Here is a 22,507-nt window from a genome sequence, read left to right as displayed (position 1 = left end):
GTCAAAATTTCCTTTTACCTTACCACAGGGAGTGTGAAAGATGGATTATGTGATTGAAATGCTTAATATTCGTAAGGAATTTGGCAACTTTGTTGCAAATGATAATATTACCCTTCAATTAAAGAAAGGTGAAATTCATGCATTACTTGGCGAAAACGGTGCGGGCAAATCAACGTTAATGAATGTCTTGTTTGGATTATATCAGCCAGAAGGCGGTGAAATCCGAGTTAAGGGAAAACTGGTTAAAATTACCAACCCAAATATTGCAAATGATCTGGGAATTGGAATGGTCCATCAGCACTTTATGCTCGTAGATACATTCACAGTAACAGAAAATATTATTCTTGGAAGGGAAATAACCAAGGCGGGACATATCGACATAAAGAAGGCGGAACAGGAAGTTCGGCAAATATCTGAACGGTATGGCTTGTCTGTAGATCCTCAAGCTAAAATATCGGATATTTCAGTAGGGATGCAGCAAAGGGTGGAGATTTTAAAAACACTTTACCGCGGTGCTGAAATTTTAATCTTTGATGAACCAACGGCCGTTTTAACACCTCAAGAAATAAAAGAACTTATTCATATTTTAAAAACACTTATTAAAGAAGGAAAATCTATCATCCTCATTACCCACAAACTAAAAGAAATTATGGAAGTTGCTGACCGCTGTACAGTTATTCGTAAAGGAAAAGGAATCGGTACAGTTAATGTGAATGAAACAAATCCTAACGAACTTGCAAGTCTTATGGTCGGCCGTGAAGTAGTCTTCAAAACGGAGAAAAAAGCCGCTTCGCCTAAACAAGATGTATTAGAGGTAAAGGATTTAGTTGTCAAGGATGTTCGAGGTGTGACGGTTGTAAATGAGCTTAATTTGTCCGTCCAATCAGGAGAAATTGTAGGAATTGCCGGTATTGATGGAAATGGGCAATCAGAATTAATTGAAGCAATTACAGGTTTGCGTAAATCAGAAAGCGGAAGTATAAAGGTAAATGGAAAGGAATTAATCAATCATACACCTCGGAAAATTACTGAATCCGGGGTAGGTCATATTCCACAGGACCGCCATAAACACGGCTTGGTACTAAACTTTCCCATGGGGGAAAATATGGTTCTTCAAAGTTATTATAAAAAACCTTTCTCCAAACATGGTGTTTTAAACTTTAAAGAAATTTATAATCAGGCCAGAAGGTTAATCCAGGAGTTTGATGTCAGAACCCCTAGTGAATATGCTTTGGCACGAGCTCTTTCAGGAGGAAACCAGCAAAAGGCAATTATTGGACGTGAGATAGACCGGGACCCTGATTTATTAATTGCAGCACAGCCGACCCGCGGTTTAGATGTCGGGGCAATTGAGTTTATTCATAAACGATTAATTGAACAGCGTGACCATGGAAAAGCAGTCTTGCTTATTTCATTCGAACTAGATGAAATTATGAATGTCAGCGATCGGATTGCAGTAATATTTGAGGGGAAAATTGTTGCAGTCGTAAACCCGAAAGAAACGGATGAACAGGAATTAGGTTTATTGATGGCTGGATCGAATAGAAAGGAAGCGGGTGCAGATGTCTAAACGCTTATCAAGTATATTAACACCAATTATTGCCGTATTACTGGGCGTAATTGTAGGGACAATCATTATGCTGGCAAGTGGATACGATCCAGTTGCTGCCTATACAGCCCTTTGGAATGGTGCATTTGGCGATATTTATTATACTGGGGAAGTGATAAGGCAGGTTACACCATATATATTAGCTGGTCTTGCCGTTGCCTTTGCTTTTCGCGTAGGACTATTTAATATCGGGGTGGAAGGCCAATTCCTTGTTGGCTGGCTGGCTGCTGTTTGGGTGGGGGTTTCGTTCGATCTCCCGCGAATCATTCATTTACCACTGGCCATTATCGCAAGCATAGTAGCTGGTGCTTTGTGGGCATTTATTCCGGGTTTATTAAAGGCGAGATTTCGGGTTCATGAAGTCATTATTACCATTATGATGAATTATGTTGCACTTCATATTTCTAACTATATTATTAAAAATGTTATTACCGATCATAAAGATAAAACCGACATGATTAAAGATTCAGCTACACTGCGGTCTGAATGGCTGCAAAGTTTAACAGATTATTCTCGGCTTCATTGGGGAATTCTTATAGCCATTGTTTGTTGTATTTTAATGTGGTTCTTACTGGAAAGAACTACAAGAGGGTTTGAATTGAGATCAGTTGGGTTTAACCAGCATGCAGCCCATTATGCCGGGATGAGTGTGAATAAAAATATTATTTTATCCATGGTTATTTCCGGTGCATTTGCAGGGTTGGCGGGTGCTATGGAAGGTCTAGGGACTTTTGGATATGCAACTGTAAATGGTGGTTTTACCGGTGTGGGATTTGATGGAATTGCTGTTGCTTTGCTGGGTGCAAATACTTCTTTAGGGGTGTTTTTCTCAGCTATATTGTTCGGTGCATTGAAAGTAGGAGCATTGAACATGCCGCTTGAAGCAGGAGTTCCTAATGAACTTGTTGATATTATTATTGCTTTGATTGTCTTCTTCGTAGCATCGAGCTATATCATAAGAGTGTTTCTTGACCGATTTACTAAAAAGGGGGTGAAGTAAGTGAGCTTAATGGAAATTTTAACAATAGTTGTTCCATCCACCCTTTTATGGGCGGCTCCACTTATCTTCACTGCGTTAGGCGGAATATTCTCAGAGCGTTCAGGCGTAGTTAATATTGGTTTAGAAGGTTTAATGGTAATCGGAGCATTTTCATCTATCGTATTTAATCTGACATTTGTTGATACTTTTGGCAGTGCCACTCCTTGGATTGCATTGCTTGTAGCAATGGCGGCAGGCGCACTATTCTCGATGCTCCATGCTGTAGCTTCTATAACGTTTCGTGCCGATCATACTGTATCTGGTGTCGCCATAAACTTACTGGCCGTTGGGGTTTGTTTGTTTCTTGTGAAACAGATTTATGGAAAAGGGGAAACAGGCATCATTCGTGAAGGATTTAGAAAAATTGATGTTCCGGTATTAAAAGATATCCCGATAATTGGAGAAATATTTTTTCAAAATACGTATTGGACCTCATTTGTCGCTATAATTGCAGCAATTATTGGATGGTATGTTGTCTATAAAACACCATTTGGTCTAAGGCTCCGGTCAGTTGGCGAGCATCCAATGGCAGCTGATACAATGGGAATTAATGTAACAAAGATGCGTTATTTAGGTGTCATTATATCTGGAGCTCTTGGCGGTATCGGGGGAGCTGTATATGCACAATCGATAACCTCTAACTTCAGTCATGCCACCATCAGTGGTCAAGGTTTTATGGCGTTGGCTGCCATGATTTTCGGTAAATGGCATCCTCTGGGTGCTCTTGGTGCAGGTATTTTCTTTGGATTTGCTCAAAGTATCAGTATCATTGGATCAAGCCTGCCATTCCTAAAAGAAATTCCAAATGTATATTTATTAGTCGCTCCATATGTGTTAACCATCTTAGCCTTAACAGGATTTATCGGCCGGGCCGATGCGCCGAAGGCAAGCGGAACACACTATATCAAAGGGACTCGTTAATTACTTAGTATGAACTCTCGGCTAATCTGGGAGTTCTTCTTTTTTATAGGGAAGTGGTAAGTTTTACTTCAATTAGTATAGGTTTTATTTAAGTGGAAAAGATATAAAGAAAAATGTTTACATATCATTAATAAGAGCCTTATTAAAGGAGGATTGCAAATGAATGCTTCTGAAGAAAGAATGATTGAGATGCAAGGATATAAGCTTCATGTGATCGAGACAAATAAATATAAAACGAATACAATTGTTTGGCGAATGAAGGCCCCTTTGACGAAGGAAGATGTCACAAAAAGGGCATTACTTCCGCAAGTGCTTCAAAGCAGTTCTGCCAAATACCCTGCCACCACTAAACTGCGGGCCCATCTGGATGAGTTATATGGTGCAACCCTTTTCGTGGATTTAGCGAAAAAAGGGGAATATCATATCATTAGCTTTTTAATTGAAATTGCTAATGAAAAATTTTTAAGCGATCCCGCACCATTATTAAAAAAAGGGTTTGAATTATTAGCAGAAATTTTGACCAAACCGAATGTTTCCGGCAGCAGTTTTGACAAGGAAACAATTGAGAAAGAAAAGAGGACATTAAAACAACGAATCCAATCTGTTTATGATGACAAAATGCGTTATTCTAATGCCCGGCTAATTGAGGAAATGTGCAAAGGGGAACCATATGCATTGCAGGTAAATGGAGATTTAGAGGACGTTGATGCCATCACGGCCGAAAATTTATACGACTATTATAAAAAAGCCTTTTTAGAAGATGAAATGGATTTATATGTGGTAGGTGATGTCAAAGAGGAAGATGTAAGAAAGGCAGCTTCTGAGCTGCTGCAATTTGAAAATCGGACCCCGAAACAAGCTCCGGAACAGGAAGTTCAAAAGCGGTCGGAAGTAAATGAAGTGAAAGAACATCAGGATGTAAAGCAAGGAAAATTAAACATAGGTTATCGAACAAATATCAAATATGGAGACCCTGATTATTTTACTTTACAGGTCTTTAACGGGATTTTTGGGGGCTTTTCCCATTCAAAGTTATTTATAAATGTCCGTGAGAAGGCGAGCCTTGCTTATTATGCTGCCAGCCGTCTTGAAAGCCACAAGGGGCTCATGATGGTTATGTCCGGTATTGACAATAAAAACTATGATCAAGCAGTAGGAATTATTCATGAACAGATGGAAGCGATGAAAAAGGGAGATTTTACGGATGAGGAATTGACGCAGACAAAAGCCGTAATTCGAAATCAGATTTTAGAAACCCTTGATACATCAAGGGGGCTTTTGGAAATTCTTTATCATAATGTTGTGGCCCAAACGGATATCAAAATTGATGATTGGCTGACTGAAATGGGGAAAGTCACAAGAGATCAAATCGTTCAGACTGCGAATAAAATTGATCTTGATACGATTTACTTCTTAACCGGATCGGAGGCGGGCGAATAATGGAGCAAATCACATTTGATCAGCTAAAAGAGGAACTTTTTCATGAAAAAATGGCAAATGGGCTGGAGGTTTACATTTTACCAAAAAAAGGTTTCAACAAAACATATGCAACTTTTACAACAAAGTATGGATCAGTAGATAACACTTTTGTTCCGCTTGGGAAAAATGAATTTGTCAAGGTTCCGGATGGGATCGCCCACTTTTTGGAGCATAAGCTCTTTGAAAAAGAAGACGGTGATGTCTTCCAGCAATTTAGTAAACAGGGAGCTTCAGCAAATGCTTTTACTTCCTTTACAAGAACTGCATATTTATTTTCAAGTACTGCAGATGTTGAAAAAAACCTTGAGACCCTGATTGATTTTGTTCAAAGTCCCTACTTTTCAGAAAAAACAGTAGAGAAAGAAAAAGGAATCATCGGGCAAGAAATAACAATGTATGATGATAATCCAGATTGGCGCCTTTATTTTGGACTAATTCAAAATCTATATCAAAATCATCCGGTTCGAATTGATATCGCTGGTACGATTGAATCCATTTCACATATTACAAAAGACTGGTTGTATGAATGTTATAATACATTTTATCATCCAAGCAATATGCTGTTATTTATTGTCGGCCCTGTCGACCCAGAGAAAATAATGAATCAGGTCCGGAATAATCAAGCAGCGAAAGATTATAAAGATATGCCAGAAATTAAACGAAAGTTTGAAGATGAACCGCAAGCAGCTGCAGAGAAGAAACAAGTCATGCAAATGAATGTTCAAACCCCAAAATGTTTAGTTGGGATTAAGGCACTTCATGTTGATCAGACAGGACGGGAAATGTTAAAAAATGAATTAACCATGAACGTTCTGCTTGATCTTTTATTTGGTAAAAGCTCTGACTATTATTACGAACTTTATAATGACGGGTTAGTGGATGATTCATTTTCATACGATTATACACAGGAACAGGGTTTTGGGTTTGCTATGGTTGGCGGGGACACGAATAATCCTGATCAGCTGTCAGAAAGAATTCAAAAAATCCTTATAGCAGCTAAAAGTAAAGGGACATTTACTGACGAGCAATTGGAAAGGGCAAAGAAGAAAAAAATTGGTGCATTCCTTAGGGCCATCAATTCCCCAGAATATATAGCCAACCAATTTACCCGTTATGCTTTTAATGAAATGGACCTGTTTGATGTTGTACCGACACTTGAAGGCATTACTATAAAAGATGTAGAATCATTAGCAGAAGAAGTTATTGCAGAGGAACGCTTTTCTGTCTGTCAAATTGTCCCAAAGAAATAAATTTAGGTCAGCGTCGCGTTTTGCGGCGCTTTCCTGCGTTTCCTTCAACGGTTAAAGAGAATTAGAAAGAGTGAAAAGAATGAAGAAATTTGTCTTAATTACAGGTGCGAGCGGTGGAATCGGGCAATCGGTTGCTTATCATTTAGCGAAGAGCGGCTATCATTTATATCTACATTATAATAAAAATGAAAAATCTATTAAGGGATTACTCGAAGACCTTAAAAAGTTTGGGGGAGAGTATATCCCCATTCCTGCTGATTTGGCTGAACCTGATGGCTATAAAAAAATTACATCACAAATTTTTTCACTGGATGCTATGGTCCATTGCGGCGGGAACAGCCAATATGGTTTATTAATTGATCTGAAGCAGGAAGAACTGGAAGCTTTGATGAATATCCATGTATTAAACCCTGTTATGCTAACAAAAGAATTAATGCCAAAATTCCTTTCGAAAAATTCTGGGAATATTATTGTCATTACATCGATTTGGGGTCAGACAGGTGCTGCATGCGAAGTGGCTTATTCTGCTGCCAAAGGTGCTCAAATTGCTTTTGTAAAAGCGTTAAGCAAGGAAGTTGCCTTAAATGGTGTTCGTGTCAATGCCATTGCCCCTGGGGCGATTTCTACGCACATGATGGAAGGCTTTACAGAGGATGAGCTGGAACAAATCCGTTTTGATATTCCAATGGGCAGGCTCGGTCTGCCAGAAGAAATCGCACATGCTGTCACTTTTTTATTATCAGATAAAGCAAATTATATTACAGGGCAGGTCCTCGCTATTAATGGCGGATGGTATACATAAAATGTAACTTAAATCAGCGGGGTTTTTCCATCCCCCCAATGATTATTAGTCCTGCTGTAAACCTTTGCTGATACTTTGGTAAATTTCGGTGTATCTCACCAATCGGGTGCATTTAGCACTTATTCCCGCTTATATTTCCTGCTTGTGCTGTGTCTTGATACGTAGGACTTATTCGTTAATGTGGTAAAAAATTCACTTTATTACATGCATAGTTTGAACTCCAAAATAGCAAAATAACGTTGTACCATAATCAAAAGGAGGTTAAACAATGTCTGTTTTAGATAATTGGAAGGAATGGCAGGACTTTTTAGGTGATCGCCTTTCTCAAGCACAAGGTCAAGGAATGAGTGAGGGCGCAATTAACAGTCTTGCTCATCAAATTGGTGATTATTTAGCTGATAATGTAGACCCAAAAAATGAGCAGGAGCGAGTTCTTGCAGACATGTGGTCTGTTGCCGACGATCAAGAACAGCAGGCAATTGCTAACGTTATGGTAAAGCTTGTTAAACAATAATGTAGAACTCATCAGTGAGGGTTTTTACAACCTTTATTGATGGTTTAAACAAAGTCCCCCAGCTGGGGGATAATATTAAGTTTTATGGCTGGATAGAAGAGAGCGGAGGGTATCCTCCCTCTCTTTTTTTCATAATATATTTTTTTCACTGTGTTTTTTCTTTCATCTTCCAGTAAAATCATTTATGATAAAGTTTAGGTAAAGATTCGTAAAAATATTGTCGATTTTTCTTTGGGGGTTAACATGAAAAAAGAATGGTATTTAGAATATGAAATCCAAAAAAACCGCCCCGGTCTGCTAGGCGATATTTCTTCTCTTTTGGGAATGCTTTCTATTAATATTGTAACCATTAACGGTGTTGATGAAGGAAGACGCGGTTTGCTGATTTTAGCAAACGATGATAACCAAATAAAACGACTTGAGTCGATTTTACATAAAATGGACACAATAAAAGTAATCAAAATAAGAGAACCGAAACTCAGAGATCGGCTGGCCGTCCGCCATGGCCGATATATTCAAAGGGATGCGGATGAGAAAAAAACATTCCGATTTGTAAGGGATGAACTTGGCCTTTTAGTTGATTTTATGGCAGAATTATTTAAGCAGGAAGGTCATAAATTGATTGGAATCCGCGGAATGCCCCGTGTTGGTAAAACTGAATCTATTGTGGCCGCGAGTGTATGTGCCAATAAAAGATGGCTGTTTGTTTCTTCCACACTTTTAAAACAGACAATCCGTGATCAGTTGATTCAGGATGAATATAACGCTGATAATTTGTTTATTTTAGACGGTGTCGTTTCTACAAAACGCGCAAGTGAACGGCATTGGCAGCTGGTTAGAGAAATTATGCGTCTTCCGGCGGTTAAGGTGATTGAACACCCTGATATTTTTGTCCAGCACTCTGAATATACACTTGATGATTTTGATTATATTATTGAAATTAGAAATCATGCTGATGAAGTAATTACATATGACGTAATGGATAAGAATAATCTGTTCTCTGGATCTGATTTTGGGGATTTTAACTTTTAGTAATTGGAAGGTGTTTGTTAGTGACTGAATTAGGGAATCGATTAAAAGAAGCCCGTTTAGCCAAAAATTTAAGTTTGGATGATTTGCAATCCTTAACAAAAATCCAAAAACGTTATTTAATAGGAATTGAAGAAGGCAACTATTCAAGCATGCCTGGGAATTTCTATGTGCGAGCCTTTATTAAACAATATACAGAGGCATTGGGACTAGATCCGGATGAAATTTTTGAAACTTATAAAAGTGAAATACCTGCTTCCCTTAACGAAGAATTGCCGCAGCAGCTATCTCGGGTTAAAACAAATAAGGCCCTTTCAGAAGGGAATTCGAAAATTTTTGATATTCTTCCTAAAATATTAATTGGTGTGTTTGTCGTAGGCGTGGCTGGAATCTTGTATTATTTTCTCTATAATCATGCAGGTAATGATACAACTGAATCGATGAACAATGAAACAGAGCCTGTAAAGGTAGAGAATAAAATTGACCAGAATGCAAAGACGAGTGAGAAGGTTCAGACTGAGGATAAGAATCAGGGGGGAAAAGATAGTAAGAAGGGCACCAATGAGGAAACAACACCCCCTGCCTCTGAAGCAAATCCACAGGAATTGTCAGTTGTTAAGAGCCAAGGAAAAAATTCTACATTTGATTTGAAAAATGCTGATCAATTTGTTCTGAAAGTAGTATCGAAAGGAAAAACATGGGTCACTATACGAAATGGAAAAGGCAAGACTTTTTATTCAGGAATGTTACAAACAGGTGGAACAGAAAGTCAAACTGTTGATTTTTCAGACGAAAAAGAAGCTTATATTGTAGTCGGCAATTCCCTCGATACAGATATTTTTGTTAATGATCAGAAGCTGGAGTTTGCAGTAGATCCATCCAAAATGGTTCGGCAGAACATTACGATTCAATATGTTCCGAAGAACGAATAGTCATCGAGTGATGGCTATTTTTCACTTACCATCCCGCACGCAGGTAACGGGACCAACAATCAGTTGGGGATAGAAAACTCGCATGATTGAAGTTATACTTTATGTTTAAAATGCCTGGGTTGATTAGGCTTTTTCGTTTGCTTTAGGAGGAAACTGTATGAATATACCAAATAGAATAACCGTATCAAGAATTTTATTAATCCCAATTTTCCTAATCATTATGCTTGTCCCATTTAATTGGGGACGAATCCATTTGCTTGGGGCAGATATTCCGCTCACTCATTTTGTCGGTGCATTAATTTTCATTTTGGCATCCACAACAGATTGGATAGATGGTCATTATGCCCGAAAGCATAATCTAGTAACTAACATGGGTAAATTTCTTGATCCACTGGCTGATAAGCTTCTTGTTTCTTCTGCCTTAATTGTTCTGGTAGAAATAAATGATCTTTATGCGCCATCCTGGATTGTCATTATCATTATAAGCCGTGAGTTTGCTGTAACCGGTCTGCGCTTGCTGCTTGCCGGCGAAGGAGAAGTGGTGGCCGCCAATATGCTCGGCAAAATTAAAACATGGACACAAATTATCGCCATTTCATCTATTTTGTTACATAATATTATTTTTGCTATGATATCTTTCCGTTTTGATGTTTTGGCCCTTTGGGTAGCCTTAATTTTTACGATTTGGTCTGGCTTGGATTATTTTGCAAAAAATGGACATGTGTTTAAAAATTCAAAGTAGGAGAAAGGGGAGAGGGAAAATGAATGCAGAGATAATCGCGGTAGGTTCAGAATTGCTCCTGGGCCAAATCGTCAATACAAATGCCAGGTTTATTTCACAAGAACTGGCAGGTCTTGGAATTGATGTATATTATCATACGGTTGTTGGGGATAATCCAGACAGGCTTAAAGCAGCAATTACCATTGCAGAAAAGCGTTCCGATATTATTATCTTTACCGGGGGTCTCGGACCTACTAAGGATGATTTAACTAAGGAGACAATTGCGCGTCACTTAGGGAAACAGCTTGTAATGGATGATGCAGCATTGGATGGAATTAAGCTTTATTTCAAACGGACAAACCGTGAAATGACTGAAAATAACAAAAAGCAGGCATTAATTCTGGAAGGTTCACATGTGCTGCCAAACGATCATGGCATGGCACCAGGGATGCTGCTAAAAAAAGATGCCCATTTATATATGCTTCTCCCAGGGCCGCCAAAGGAAATGGAGCCGATGTTTTCAAAGTACGGAAAACAGGCATTATCTGCTGAGGCTGATTCAAGCTCTATTCTTGTCTCACGGGTGCTGCGCTTTTTTGGTATTGGTGAAGCTGCTTTGGAAACGGAAATTATTGATTTAATCGAGGCTCAGAGCAATCCTACCATTGCGCCTCTTGCAGGAGATGGGGAAGTGACCTTAAGATTAACCGCCAAACATTCTGACGAGGCTGTTGCCGTATCTATGCTGGATGAAGTGGAAAAGAAAATCGGGGAGCGGGTTGGAGAATTTCTATATGGTTATGATCAATCTTCTCTTTTGAACGAATTAACAAAACTATTAAAAGAAAAGAAATTAACCATAACAGCAGCAGAAAGCTTAACGGGAGGAATGTTTCAGCAGAATATTACTTCTATTTCTGGCGCAAGTTCTGTTTTCAAAGGCGGCATCGTTTGCTATTCCAATGAGGTCAAACATCAAATTTTACAAGTTAAGCAAGAAACACTTGAAAAATATGGAGCAGTCAGTGAGCAATGTGCACAGGAATTAGCGGAGAATGCCGGAAGAATTTTTGGAACGGATATCGGTATTAGTTTTACTGGTGTAGCTGGGCCCGAAGAACTCGAAGGAAAACCGGTTGGCACGGTTTATATTGGGATTTCTATTAAAGGAAAGCAGACGGTTGTTAAGAAATTAACACTCAGCGGTACTAGAACCGCTAACAGAGGTCGAGCGGTTAAATATGGCTGTTACTATATTTTAAAAATGCTGCGTACTGCACAGAATGCTTAAGAAGCGTTCTGTGTTTTTGGTTTTAGAGAGTTTTCTGACAAAATGAGAAAAAGATGCTTTCAAGAAAAGAAACCTCAGATTAATATCATTTCGGGGTAATTTTGGTCATATTGCCAACAAAAATAGATTGCAATCAAGTCGAATGAATGTTCGTGTTTTTGCTCGACAAATGAACAGAAAGAGGTTATATTATTAATAGGTTTCGTTTTGATAGATTCCGGCAATAATTAAACTTTTTATAAAGGAGGTCTATTTGTGAGTGACCGTAAGGCAGCGTTAGAAATGGCGCTAAAACAAATAGAAAAACAATTCGGTAAGGGATCCATTATGAAAATGGGTGAGCAAACGGATACACAAATTTCGACCGTCCCGAGTGGATCCTTAGCACTTGACACTGCACTTGGGGTTGGGGGTTATCCTAGGGGAAGAATTATTGAAATATACGGCCCAGAAAGTTCAGGTAAGACCACGGTTGCTTTGCATGCTATCGCAGAAGTGCAGGCAATAGGCGGACAAGCTGCGTTTATCGATGCCGAGCATGGTGCGATTTGTTGCTAAGTTAAATCCATTGGAAACAATGGGCTAAAGCTTAGCCGAGTAAAGACCACGGAGGATAAAAACCTCCATGAAAACCTGTGGTTAAAACTCGAACTGTATGACTAATTTGGCAGGTGAAATACCTGCTTAGGATGTATGCGAGCATTCCTACCCTAATACCCCGACATGCTGTGATAAATCCGCGTTTATCATGGTGTGAAGCTCGGAGAGGACGGCGAAACTTGACCTGAGATGGTACAGGAGTAGTCGGGGGGCTAGAAAATTCCTATGCGTAGAGAGTCCTCTGGACTAGAACGAACCAACGGAAGTACGGCTCGAAAGGCGTGGAGATACCAAAATGAAGGTACTCACATCCGAAAGGATGACCAGTAGTGGATTTTGTATTCGTGTTTGCAAAATCTGTGTTTAACCATTATAGGTTATTCGAGAATTTGAACCTCTCGCAGTGGTTGAATTCTTTGCTGGCGGGTTAGAGTTGGACGCTAAGGGAATATGTAAAGCTAAGTCATACGGAACAAATGAAGCCGAGAAGTGGATGTTAAGGTTGCGGAATCAATGACACTAATCAGTAGGAAATGGCTGATGAATCTCGGTGGCAGCAGCCCGTAGTAGGTATGAAGCACTGATAATAAGGTGTGGACCGAAGGGGCATAGTTAGTAGTTATGTTACAAGAGTAGATTTGCGACTAAACTGACAAGGAAGCCGTTAAGGAATCGAATCGATTTCAATGAGCACAACTGACTAAAACCTGCAATCCTTCAAAGCGTTACGTGTAATAATACACGATTGAAGGGGGTCCAAGAACTTGTCGAGACCAAAAACAGAAGCCGAATACAAATCCCTGCAAGATAAATTTTATAACCAAACAAAAGAATGTTTGGAAAGAAACAAACACCCAAGTTTTAAAGGGCTTCTCGAAATCGTTAAAAGCGATGCAGTGATAATGACAGCAATTCACAAGCTAAAAGCAAATAAAGGTAGTAAAACACCCGGAAGCGATGGAATTGTCATGGAAGATATTTTGGTCAAAGATTATCGTGAGGTAGTCGATGGGGTCAAAAAGAAATTGGACAATTACAAAGCAATACCTGTAAGAAGAAAATTTATTCCGAAGACAGGTAAGAAAGGTGAATTCAGACCACTTGGTATTCCGGCTATCATAGACAGGGTTATACAAGAACTAATTAGGGGCGTAATAGAGCCAATACTTGAAGCCCAGTTCTATGACCATTCTTACGGGTTTAGACCCATGAGAGAAGCGGGACAGGCGGTTGAATACCTTAACCATATTATGAGACGTACAGGGTATACATGGTGTATCGAAGGTGATATAAGCAAATTCTTTGATGAAGTTAATCACCGTATTCTTCTGAAGACCTTATGGTCTATGGGAATAAGGGATAAGCGGGTCTTGATGATTATCAAAGAAATACTTAAAGCCGGAATAATGAATGAATGTAGTAGGAATGAACTTGGAACACCTCAAGGAGGAATTATTTCTCCATTGTTAGCTAATGTATACTTACATCGCATGGATATGTGGATAACAAAAGAGTGGTATAACAAGAAGACGAGGAAAAGTTTTGTAAGCCAATCGTCTAAAATTTCTACGTTAAAACATCATTCAACATTGAAGCCAGCTTATTTAGTACGCTATGCCGATGATTGGGTTATTATATGTCGAAGTAAAACTGATGCTGAAAAGTGGAAATACCGGATAGGAGAATATCTGGGAAATACATTAGAACTTCGGCTTTCAGAAGAAAAGACATTAATAACCGATGCAAGAAAGAAACCTCTAAAGTTCTTAGGGTTCAAGATTAAAATGCTCAGTAATCGTGGAAGAGCAACACATGGAATATTGCCGAAAGTAACGCCGGATGAAGAACGAGTTGACCTGAAAGTAAAAGAATTACGTAAAGCGATCAGGAGATTGAAATACGCCAAAAACAAAGAGTTTTTAATTAGTGATATAAATCTTATCAATTCCCAAATTAGGGGAATAATTAATTATTACTCTGCGGCAGATGGTGTAAATGAAGTTCTTCGAAATTACAAAGAAACACTGAAATATGCTTCTTATAAAGCATTAAAGAAGTATGGTGCAAAATGGACTCCGGCAAACAAAACAGACAATTTGAGAGAAGTTCACGAAGAAAGAACTGAACAGATTGCGGCAATTGAATATGTAGTGCCTAAACGAATACCTAAGAAGCATATAACCGAAAAAGATAAAATAGTTGTTGGTATCACTTCCATAGCTTTTGCAACTTGGAAAATGGTTCCAAAAAAGAAATTAACGGAATCGCCATATACAAAAGAAGGAAGAGAACATTACGCAAAAAGGTCAAAGAAGAAAGCGGCTTTATATAGGGCTGATTCTATCTTCAATGACATCCAATCGGTTTTAATCGCCTATGACACAAAAAGCCAAATATATAATTTTGAATACTTAATGAACAGAGGATATACTTTCAATCGGGATAGGGGAAAATGCAGGTGTTGCGGTGATTTCGTCACTTGAGAAACGGTGAATATTCACCATGTAAAACCATATTTACCACTGAACGAGATTAATAAGGTTGCAAATTTAGCAACGGTGTGTAAACCGTGTCATTATCGAATCCATAACGAAAAAGAATTAACAGGGAGACCACTTATGGTGGTTAAAAGGATTGAAAGTTTTAGGAAGAAATTAGTCAAGCAAATCGCATAGCTATTGATGGAACGCCGTATGCGGGGAAACTCGCACGTACGGTGTGAGGCGGGGGAAAACAGCTCCTAACGGGTAAGCCGAGGATGTCTGTTACCTATCGCTATCGCTCGATCCTTCCTATGCACAAAAATTAGGTGTAAACATTGATGAGTTATTACTTTCCCAGCCAGATACCGGCGAGCAGGCTCTGGAAATCGCGGAAGCTTTAGTACGAAGCGGAGCAGTGGATATCATCGTTATCGACTCTGTTGCTGCATTAGTACCAAAAGCTGAAATTGAAGGTGAAATGGGAGACTCCCATGTAGGTCTTCAAGCCCGCCTCATGTCGCAAGCTCTTCGTAAACTATCAGGTGCTATCAATAAATCTAAGACAATTGCTGTCTTCATAAACCAGATCCGTGAAAAAGTCGGAGTAATGTTTGGAAATCAACTTGTTGTTGCTTAATCTTGATAAACACTTTTTTCTTTATAAGTTGTGTATTTCATAATACAAAGAATTAAGTTTCAATGTTTATAAGGTATAAATGGTGTTCTAAAAGAGATTAAGGAGTATACACTGGGTTTCCCTTGCTAGCGATAGCAAGTAAAATACCTTGTGAACCCTATTGCCTAGGGGTGTAATGGAAACATTGCTAACGGTGAAGCCCCCCATAATACTGGGTAATACCGTGCCAAGTCTTACAAGTTTTGTAAGGAAGGTGTAGAGACTAGCAAAAGGAGCATATGAAGCTAACCGAGTAGCGTACGGCAGAAGATAGGCTGCTGCTGGAAGTGCAAGGCTCTCTATTTTAGAGATGAAGAGATAGTCCGTGCTATAGAAATGGTAAATCTATAGAAGAAGCCAGAAACAACTCCAGGAGGACGTGCATTAAAATTCTATTCTACTGTTCGCCTTGAAGTCCGCCGTGCTGAATCCTTAAAACAAGGAAATGAAATGGTGGGGAACAAGACAAAAATCAAAGTTGTTAAGAATAAAGTGGCCCCTCCTTTCCGTACTGCAGAAGTGGATATTATGTATGGACAAGGGATTTCCAAAGAGGGCGAGATTGTTGATATAGGTTCAGAATTAGATATCATTCAAAAGAGCGGTTCCTGGTATTCTTATAATGATATAAGAATTGGACAAGGACGCGAAAATGCGAAACTTTATCTAAAGGAAAACCCGGATATTCGGAATGAAATTAGTCAAAAAATACGTGAGCACTACGGATTGGATGGAGAAAAAGCCATCACTGAAGGCAATGATGAAGATGACCAATTTGAATTACTAGATTAACATATTTGGGCAAATCCTCTAAGGCTTTGCCCATTATATTTTTTGGGTAATTATCCCAAAATGTTTATATTTATACATAATTACTTAAAAGCAGCATGTATAATTTCAAATTATTTAAAAAGGTCCAATTTAGTAGACCTTGACAATGAATATATACACCTTTACAATTAACATGTATATTCTACATTTTTAGTAATATTACAAAGCGAAAAGCCATAGTGCTTGCTGTATGTTGAGTCTAAACAATGTACATGCCGACACTTAAAAAACGTAAAAAGTTCATAGCAAGAGGAGGTGTAACGATGGACCTAATTACAATCATCTCCATTTTGCTTGGCCTTATCGTCGGTGCCGTTGTTGGCTATTTTGTTCATAAATCCATTGCAGAAGCAAAAGTTACTGGTGCAAAAAATGCTGCGGAGCAGATTATTGAAGATGCAAAACGTGATGCGGATGCATTGAAAAAAGAAGCTTTGCTGGAAGCAAAGGATGAAATTCACAAGCTTCGAACAGAAGCAGAACGTGAGGTTCGTGAACGAAGAAATGAAATGCAAAAACAAGAAAACCGTTTACTGCAAAAAGAAGAGAATTTAGATCGAAAAGAGGAAACGTTAAATAAGCGTGAAAATCTTTTAGAAAAGAAGGATGATTCTCTAAACCAAAGACAACAGCATATTGAAGAGATGGAAAGCAAAGTGGACGAGTTAGTAAGAAAACAACAAACAGAACTCGAACGAATTTCAAGCTTAACGCGCGAAGAGGCAAAAACTATCATCATAGAGAAAATGGAAAAAGAACTTTCCTATGAAACCGCTATGATGATTAAGGAAAGCGAAACTCGTGCAAAAGAGGAAGCAGATAAAAAAGCGAAAGAAATATTATCGCTTGCAATCCAGCGTTGCGCTGCTGACCACGTTGCGGAAACTACTGTCTCGGTTGTCAACCTTCCTAATGATGAAATGAAAGGTCGAATAATTGGACGTGAGGGCCGAAATATTCGTACTCTTGAAACATTAACGGGAATTGACTTAATTATCGATGATACTCCTGAAGCTGTCATTTTATCAGGTTTCGATCCAATTCGTCGTGAAACGGCAAGATTGGCACTTGAAAAACTTGTACAGGATGGCCGGATTCACCCTGCACGGATTGAGGAAATGGTCGAAAAATCCCGTCGGGAAGTGGATGAGTACATCCGTGAAGTTGGAGAACAAACAACCTTTGAAGTTGGAGTTCACGGACTTCATCCAGATCTTATCAAGATTCTTGGCCGCTTAAAATTCCGTACCAGCTACGGACAAAATGTGTTAAAGCACTCAATGGAAGTGGCCCAGCTTTCAGGATTGCTTGCTGCAGAGCTTGGACAGGATGAAACACTTGCTAGACGAGCTGGCTTGCTCCATGATATTGGCAAGGCGATTGACCATGAGGTTGAAGGCAGTCACGTTGAAATCGGGGTAGAACTTGCTACGAAATATAAGGAACACCCAGTGGTCATCAACAGTATTGCTTCACACCACGGTGATACGCCGCCTACTTCGATTATTGCAGTTCTTGTCGCTGCTGCTGATGCTCTTTCAGCTGCAAGACCAGGTGCTCGAAGTGAAACATTGGAAAACTATATCCGCCGTCTTGAAAGACTTGAAGAGATTTCCGAGTCTTATGAAGGTGTAGAGAAATCATTTGCTATCCAAGCAGGCCGTGAAGTACGAATTATTGTACGGCCAGATGCAATTGATGATTTGGCAGCACATCGCTTAGCACGGGATATCCGTAAACGAATTGAAGAAGAACTTGATTATCCAGGACATATTAAAGTGACAGTAATCCGTGAAACACGGGCTGTAGAATACGCAAAATAAAGCGGTGCAATTGCACCGCTTTATTTATTCATCAATATTTATGATACAATTTAACAGATGAATCTTTATTAATGAAAGGATATGTAAATGAGATTATTATTTATTGGTGATGTGGTTGGTTCTCCAGGAAGAGATATGGTAAAGGAATATTTGCCAAAATTGAAAGAAAAGTATAGTCCTCAATTAACCATCATAAATGGAGAAAATGCGGCGGGTGGAAGAGGAATCACTGAAAAAATATATCGTCAATTTTTGGAGCAAGGAGCACAGGCAGTGACTTTAGGAAATCATGCTTGGGATAATCGAGAAATCTTTGAATTTATTGATGAAGCGAAATACTTGGTTCGGCCGGCGAATTTTCCAAAAGATATACCTGGTAAAGGCTTGGTTTTTATTAAAATAAATCAATTAGAAGCAGCGATTATTAATCTGCAGGGTCGTACATTTATGAACCCAATCGACTGTCCGTTTCAAAAAGCGGATGAACTCATTTCTATCGCAAAGGCTAGAACCCCATTTATCTTTGTTGATTTTCATGCTGAGGTAACAAGTGAAAAGCAGGCACTTGGCTGGTATTTAGACGGAAAAGTTTCTGCTGTAATTGGTACCCATACACATGTACAAACGGCAGATAATCGAATTCTGCCAGGGGGAACTGCTTATATGTCAGATGTAGGAATGACAGGACCATATGACGGAATTCTTGGGATGGAACGAACGGCTGTCTTGAAAAGGTTCCTAACAAGCTTACCTGTCCGTTTTGAAGTACCGTCAGGCGGAAGAAACCAATTAAGTGCCGTTCTTATTGATTTAGATCAAAAAACAGGTTTAGCGAAAAAAATAGACCCAATCCTTATCAATGATGATCACCCATTCTATTCATAAAAACAGGTTATGAAAATTCCATGTGCAGTTTTAGAAATTAATGACGCCTTTTTTTATTTAAGCATTTATATTGACTTTTTTTGTCCAAGCCGGAATATGTCTTACGCTTCCCGAATATAGTAGCAGTGGAATGTTATAACCTGATTTGTTCATGATATTCTCATGCGGAATCGGGATTTTTACAAGGGGGAGCTAGGAATGGAAATATTAAAAGTTTCAGCAAAATCTAATCCTAATTCTGTTGCTGGTGCACTTGCCGGAGTTCTGCGTGAAAGAGGTGCGGCAGAAATACAGGCTATTGGTGCGGGTGCATTAAATCAAGCCGTAAAGGCAGTAGCCATTGCTCGAGGATTTGTAGCACCTAGCGGAGTTGATTTGATTTGTATCCCGGCGTTTACTGATATTGTAATTGACGGGGAAGAACGCACAGCTATTAAGTTAATTGTAGAGCCACGTTAAAAAGAAGAAAATTCAAGTTGAGACAAGTGGTAATAAAATCTGAACATGCTTACCTGCCTGGTTGTTTAAAACAAGCAGGTTTTTCTTATGGGCAAATTCATTCTTGTTAATTAATGACAATAATTGTATAAATATTCCATTGTTACGAAAAATATTATTCTACAATAAAAATATTAGAATAAATTACAAGATTACGTGACTGAAATTTTTAAAGAAAAACTATATAAAAAATCAAGTTTTCTTTCGTTTTTTTAATGTTTTCCCCTTTAAAAAAAGTGGTGATTTGAAATAATAAAAAAATATACATATTTTAGATAATATTTTGCTCTAAAGGGTTGCAATTTTCCAAACATAGGTCTAGAATTGTAAGCGTTTAGTGAGTATTCCTGGTGCTAGTTTTAAGGCTATAGAGATTAAAAAAAATAGAACTATTATCTAGTGATTTACCTGGAAAAATGCTACACTAAGACATGATTCTAGCTACTTATTTTTTACATATCCAAAGGGGTGTAACTAATGATCAATCAACTTTCGTGGAAAGTTGGCGGGCAACAAGGGGAAGGTATTGAAAGTACTGGGGAAATCTTTGCTATCGCACTGAATCGCCTGGGATATTACCTGTATGGTTATCGTCACTTTTCATCACGTATTAAAGGCGGTCATACCAATAATAAAATCAGAGTAAGTACGACACAAGTTCGTTCCATTTCTGATGATTTAGATATTCTTGTGGCTTTTGACCAAGAAACTATTGATTTAAATTACAAAGAATTACATAGCAATGGGGTAATCCTTGCTGACGCGAAATTTAAACCGAAAAAACCTGAAGACACTGATGCTTCATTATATGCTGTTCCATTTACAGAAATCGCAACAGAATTAGGAACATCTTTAATGAAAAACATGGTAGCTATCGGTGCTACTTCAGCAGTATTGGATTTAGATATTCACGTTTTTGAAGAAGTTGTTCGTGAAATTTTTGGCAAGAAGGGCGACCAGGTTGTTGCGAAAAACATGGAAGCTATTAAAGCCGGGTATAACTATACACAGGAAAAAATGGATGGAGATCTTCCAACCATGCAGCTTGAAAAAGCGGATGGAAAGCACCGCATGTTTATGATTGGTAACGATGCTATTGCTATGGGTGCACTTGCAGGCGGATGCCGTTTCATGGCTGCATATCCAATTACGCCAGCATCGGATATTATGGAATACTTAATTAAGAAATTACCTGCACTTGGCGGGGCAGTCATCCAAACAGAAGATGAAATTGCTGCATGTACAATGGCAATCGGCGCCTCATACGGAGGGGTTCGTGCCCTGACAGCATCTTCAGGCCCTGGATTATCATTAAAAACAGAATCAATCGGCCTTGCTGGTATTACTGAAGTACCGCTTGTTATTGTGGATACACAACGTGGTGGTCCGTCTACTGGTTTACCAACAAAACAAGAGCATTCTGACTTAATGGCAATGATTTATGGCACTCATGGTGAAATTCCAAAAATCGTAATTGCACCAAGTACTGTTGAAGAAGCATTCTACGATACTGCTGAGGCATTCAACCTCGCAGAAGAATATCAATGCCCAGTCATCGTTCTATCTGACCTTCAATTATCTCTTGGAAAACAAACAGTTGAACCGCTTGATTTCTCTAAAGTTGAAATTCGCCGGGGTAAGCTTGTGACAGAAGAGCTTCCAGAACTTCCTAACAAAGAATACTTTAAACGTTATGAAGTAACAGAAGATGGTATTTCACCACGTACCATTCCTGGTATGAAGAACGGTATCCACCATGTTACTGGTGTTGAACATGCAGAGACAGGTAAACCTTCTGAGTCACCAGTTAACCGTGTTCAACAAATGGATAAGCGTTTTCGTAAGATTGAACATATTCATTTTAATACACCTGTTTATAAAAATGCGCCACACGAAGAGGCTGATTTATTAATCGTAGGTTTTAACTCTACTCGCGGCGTTATAGAAGAAGCAATGGGACGTCTTGAAAAAGATGGATTGAAAGTAAACCATGCACATGTGCGTTTAGTTCATCCATTCCCAGCTGATGAACTTCGTCCGCTTGTTCAATCAGCTAAGAAAGTCATTGTAATTGAAAATAATGCAACAGGACAGTTAGCTGACCTTATCAAAATGAATGTAGGCTATCCTGAAAAAATAACTAAGTATGTTAAATATGACGGAAATCCATTCCTTCCTCATGAAGTTCATTCAAAATGTAAGGAGTTGTTCTAAATGGCCACTTTTAAAGACTTTAGAAATGATGTAAAACCGAACTGGTGCCCTGGCTGTGGTGACTTCTCTGTACAAGCAGCAATTCAACGTGCAGCAGCTAATGTTGGCTTAGACCCTGAAAATCTTGCTGTTGTTTCTGGTATCGGCTGTTCTGGACGTATTTCAGGTTATATTAATTCCTATGGTTTTCATGGCATCCACGGTCGTTCCCTTCCAATCGCCCAAGGGGTAAAAATGGCTAACCGTGACTTAACTGTTATTGCTTCCGGCGGTGACGGAGACGGATATGCAATTGGTATGTCTCATACAATTCACGCAATCCGCCGTAACATTGATATTACTTATATTGTAATGGATAACCAAATTTATGGTTTGACAAAAGGCCAAACTTCACCAAGATCGGCAGTAGGGTTCAAAACAAAATCTACTCCAATGGGATCAATTGAGCAGGCTATTTCACCAATGGAAATGGCTTTAACAGCCGGCGCAACATTTGTTGCACAAAGTTTCTCAACTGATCTTAAAGATCTTGTAGCATTAATTGAAGCAGGAATTAACCATAAAGGATTTTCTTTAATTAATGTATTCAGTCCATGTGTTACTTATAATAAAATCAACACCTATGACTGGTTCAAAGAAAACTTAACTAAATTAAGTGATGTTGAAGGCTACGATTCAACAAATCGTAAAATGGCTATGCAGACATTAATGAAATACAATGGTCTTGTAACAGGTCTTATTTACGAAAACAATGAGCATCCTTCCTATCAAGAGTTAGTTCATGGTTATGATGAAAAACCATTAACAAAGTCAGACCTTACTCTTAACCAAGAACACTTTGATAAATTAGTTGCAGAATTTATGTAATAAAGGATCATACAAGAAAGCCCGGGGACTCTATTCCCGGGTT

Annotated in this window: 18 protein-coding genes and 3 pseudogenes; all 21 read left to right on the top strand. The window is 38.8% G+C overall.

Going from position 1 to position 22,507, the window contains the following annotated elements; all coding sequences use genetic code 11:
* Positions 1–40: 40 nt before the first annotated feature.
* Positions 41–1,570 (top strand): ABC transporter ATP-binding protein, encoded by a 1,530-nt coding sequence (locus tag M3183_RS22120; protein WP_251473039.1) that lies wholly within the window; start codon positions 41–43, stop codon positions 1,568–1,570.
* A complete protein-coding gene (locus tag M3183_RS22115; protein WP_251473036.1) occupies positions 1,563–2,609 on the top strand; it encodes an ABC transporter permease in 1,047 nt (348 codons plus the stop codon). The genes M3183_RS22120 and M3183_RS22115 overlap by 8 nt, the downstream gene beginning before the upstream one ends.
* Positions 2,610–3,569, top strand: coding sequence for an ABC transporter permease (locus M3183_RS22110; protein WP_251473034.1), 960 nt, complete (start codon positions 2,610–2,612; stop codon positions 3,567–3,569).
* Positions 3,570–3,728: 159 nt separating this feature from the next.
* Positions 3,729–5,009 carry an EF-P 5-aminopentanol modification-associated protein YfmF gene (gene yfmF / locus M3183_RS22105; protein WP_251473032.1) on the top strand — a complete coding sequence of 427 codons (1,281 nt, stop codon included), beginning with the start codon at positions 3,729–3,731 and terminating at the stop codon, positions 5,007–5,009.
* Positions 5,009–6,298 carry an EF-P 5-aminopentanol modification-associated protein YfmH gene (yfmH, locus tag M3183_RS22100; protein WP_251473030.1) on the top strand — a complete coding sequence of 430 codons (1,290 nt, stop codon included), beginning with the start codon at positions 5,009–5,011 and terminating at the stop codon, positions 6,296–6,298. The genes yfmF and yfmH overlap by 1 nt, the downstream gene beginning before the upstream one ends.
* Before the next feature lie 79 nt (positions 6,299–6,377).
* Complete coding sequence (gene ymfI / locus M3183_RS22095; protein WP_251473029.1) at positions 6,378–7,100, top strand: elongation factor P 5-aminopentanone reductase; 723 nt, start codon at positions 6,378–6,380, stop codon at positions 7,098–7,100.
* A 268-nt stretch (positions 7,101–7,368) separates the two neighbouring features.
* A complete protein-coding gene (locus tag M3183_RS22090; protein WP_251473028.1) occupies positions 7,369–7,614 on the top strand; it encodes a DUF3243 domain-containing protein in 246 nt (81 codons plus the stop codon).
* Positions 7,615–7,857: 243 nt separating this feature from the next.
* Positions 7,858–8,646: a YmfK family protein gene (locus M3183_RS22085; RefSeq protein ID WP_251473027.1), complete on the top strand. Its 789-nt coding sequence runs from the start codon at positions 7,858–7,860 to the stop codon at positions 8,644–8,646.
* 20 nt (positions 8,647–8,666) lie between these two features.
* Positions 8,667–9,575 carry a helix-turn-helix domain-containing protein gene (locus M3183_RS22080; RefSeq protein ID WP_251473025.1) on the top strand — a complete coding sequence of 303 codons (909 nt, stop codon included), beginning with the start codon at positions 8,667–8,669 and terminating at the stop codon, positions 9,573–9,575.
* 157 nt (positions 9,576–9,732) lie between these two features.
* Positions 9,733–10,317, top strand: a complete 585-nt coding sequence (gene pgsA, locus M3183_RS22075; protein WP_251473023.1) for a CDP-diacylglycerol--glycerol-3-phosphate 3-phosphatidyltransferase — start codon at positions 9,733–9,735, stop codon at positions 10,315–10,317.
* Positions 10,318–10,336: 19 nt separating this feature from the next.
* Positions 10,337–11,587, top strand: a complete 1,251-nt coding sequence (locus tag M3183_RS22070; protein WP_251473022.1) for a competence/damage-inducible protein A — start codon at positions 10,337–10,339, stop codon at positions 11,585–11,587.
* 255 nt (positions 11,588–11,842) lie between these two features.
* Positions 11,843–12,127: pseudogene (locus M3183_RS22065) on the top strand (recombinase RecA); the annotation flags it as partial.
* 824 nt (positions 12,128–12,951) lie between these two features.
* Positions 12,952–14,670 (top strand): group II intron reverse transcriptase/maturase, encoded by a 1,719-nt coding sequence (ltrA, locus tag M3183_RS22060; RefSeq protein ID WP_251473019.1) that lies wholly within the window; start codon positions 12,952–12,954, stop codon positions 14,668–14,670.
* 6 nt (positions 14,671–14,676) lie between these two features.
* A complete protein-coding gene (locus M3183_RS22055) occupies positions 14,677–14,862 on the top strand; it encodes an HNH endonuclease signature motif containing protein (RefSeq protein ID WP_251473016.1) in 186 nt (61 codons plus the stop codon).
* Between the two features lie 103 nt (positions 14,863–14,965).
* Positions 14,966–15,289, top strand: a pseudogene (locus tag M3183_RS22050) (recombinase RecA); the annotation flags it as partial.
* 414 nt (positions 15,290–15,703) lie between these two features.
* Positions 15,704–16,138: pseudogene (locus M3183_RS22045) on the top strand (recombinase RecA family protein); the annotation flags it as partial.
* Between the two features lie 302 nt (positions 16,139–16,440).
* Positions 16,441–18,000, top strand: coding sequence for a ribonuclease Y (gene rny / locus M3183_RS22040; protein WP_251473013.1), 1,560 nt, complete (start codon positions 16,441–16,443; stop codon positions 17,998–18,000).
* Positions 18,001–18,087: 87 nt separating this feature from the next.
* Complete coding sequence (locus M3183_RS22035) at positions 18,088–18,885, top strand: TIGR00282 family metallophosphoesterase (RefSeq protein WP_251473010.1); 798 nt, start codon at positions 18,088–18,090, stop codon at positions 18,883–18,885.
* Between the two features lie 198 nt (positions 18,886–19,083).
* Complete coding sequence (spoVS, locus tag M3183_RS22030) at positions 19,084–19,344, top strand: stage V sporulation protein SpoVS (protein ID WP_039232564.1); 261 nt, start codon at positions 19,084–19,086, stop codon at positions 19,342–19,344.
* A 516-nt stretch (positions 19,345–19,860) separates the two neighbouring features.
* On the top strand, positions 19,861–21,597 hold the full coding sequence (locus tag M3183_RS22025; RefSeq protein ID WP_251473007.1) for a 2-oxoacid:acceptor oxidoreductase subunit alpha: 1,737 nt from the start codon (positions 19,861–19,863) through the stop codon (positions 21,595–21,597).
* Positions 21,598–22,464, top strand: a complete 867-nt coding sequence (locus tag M3183_RS22020; protein ID WP_251473004.1) for a 2-oxoacid:ferredoxin oxidoreductase subunit beta — start codon at positions 21,598–21,600, stop codon at positions 22,462–22,464.
* Positions 22,465–22,507: the final 43 nt, after the last annotated feature.

Source organism: Neobacillus mesonae, from assembly GCF_023715155.1.
In the GTDB taxonomy this organism is placed as follows: Bacteria; Bacillota; Bacilli; order Bacillales; family Cytobacillaceae; genus Neobacillus; species Neobacillus mesonae_A.
This window is presented reverse-complemented; position numbering and strand designations above follow the sequence as displayed.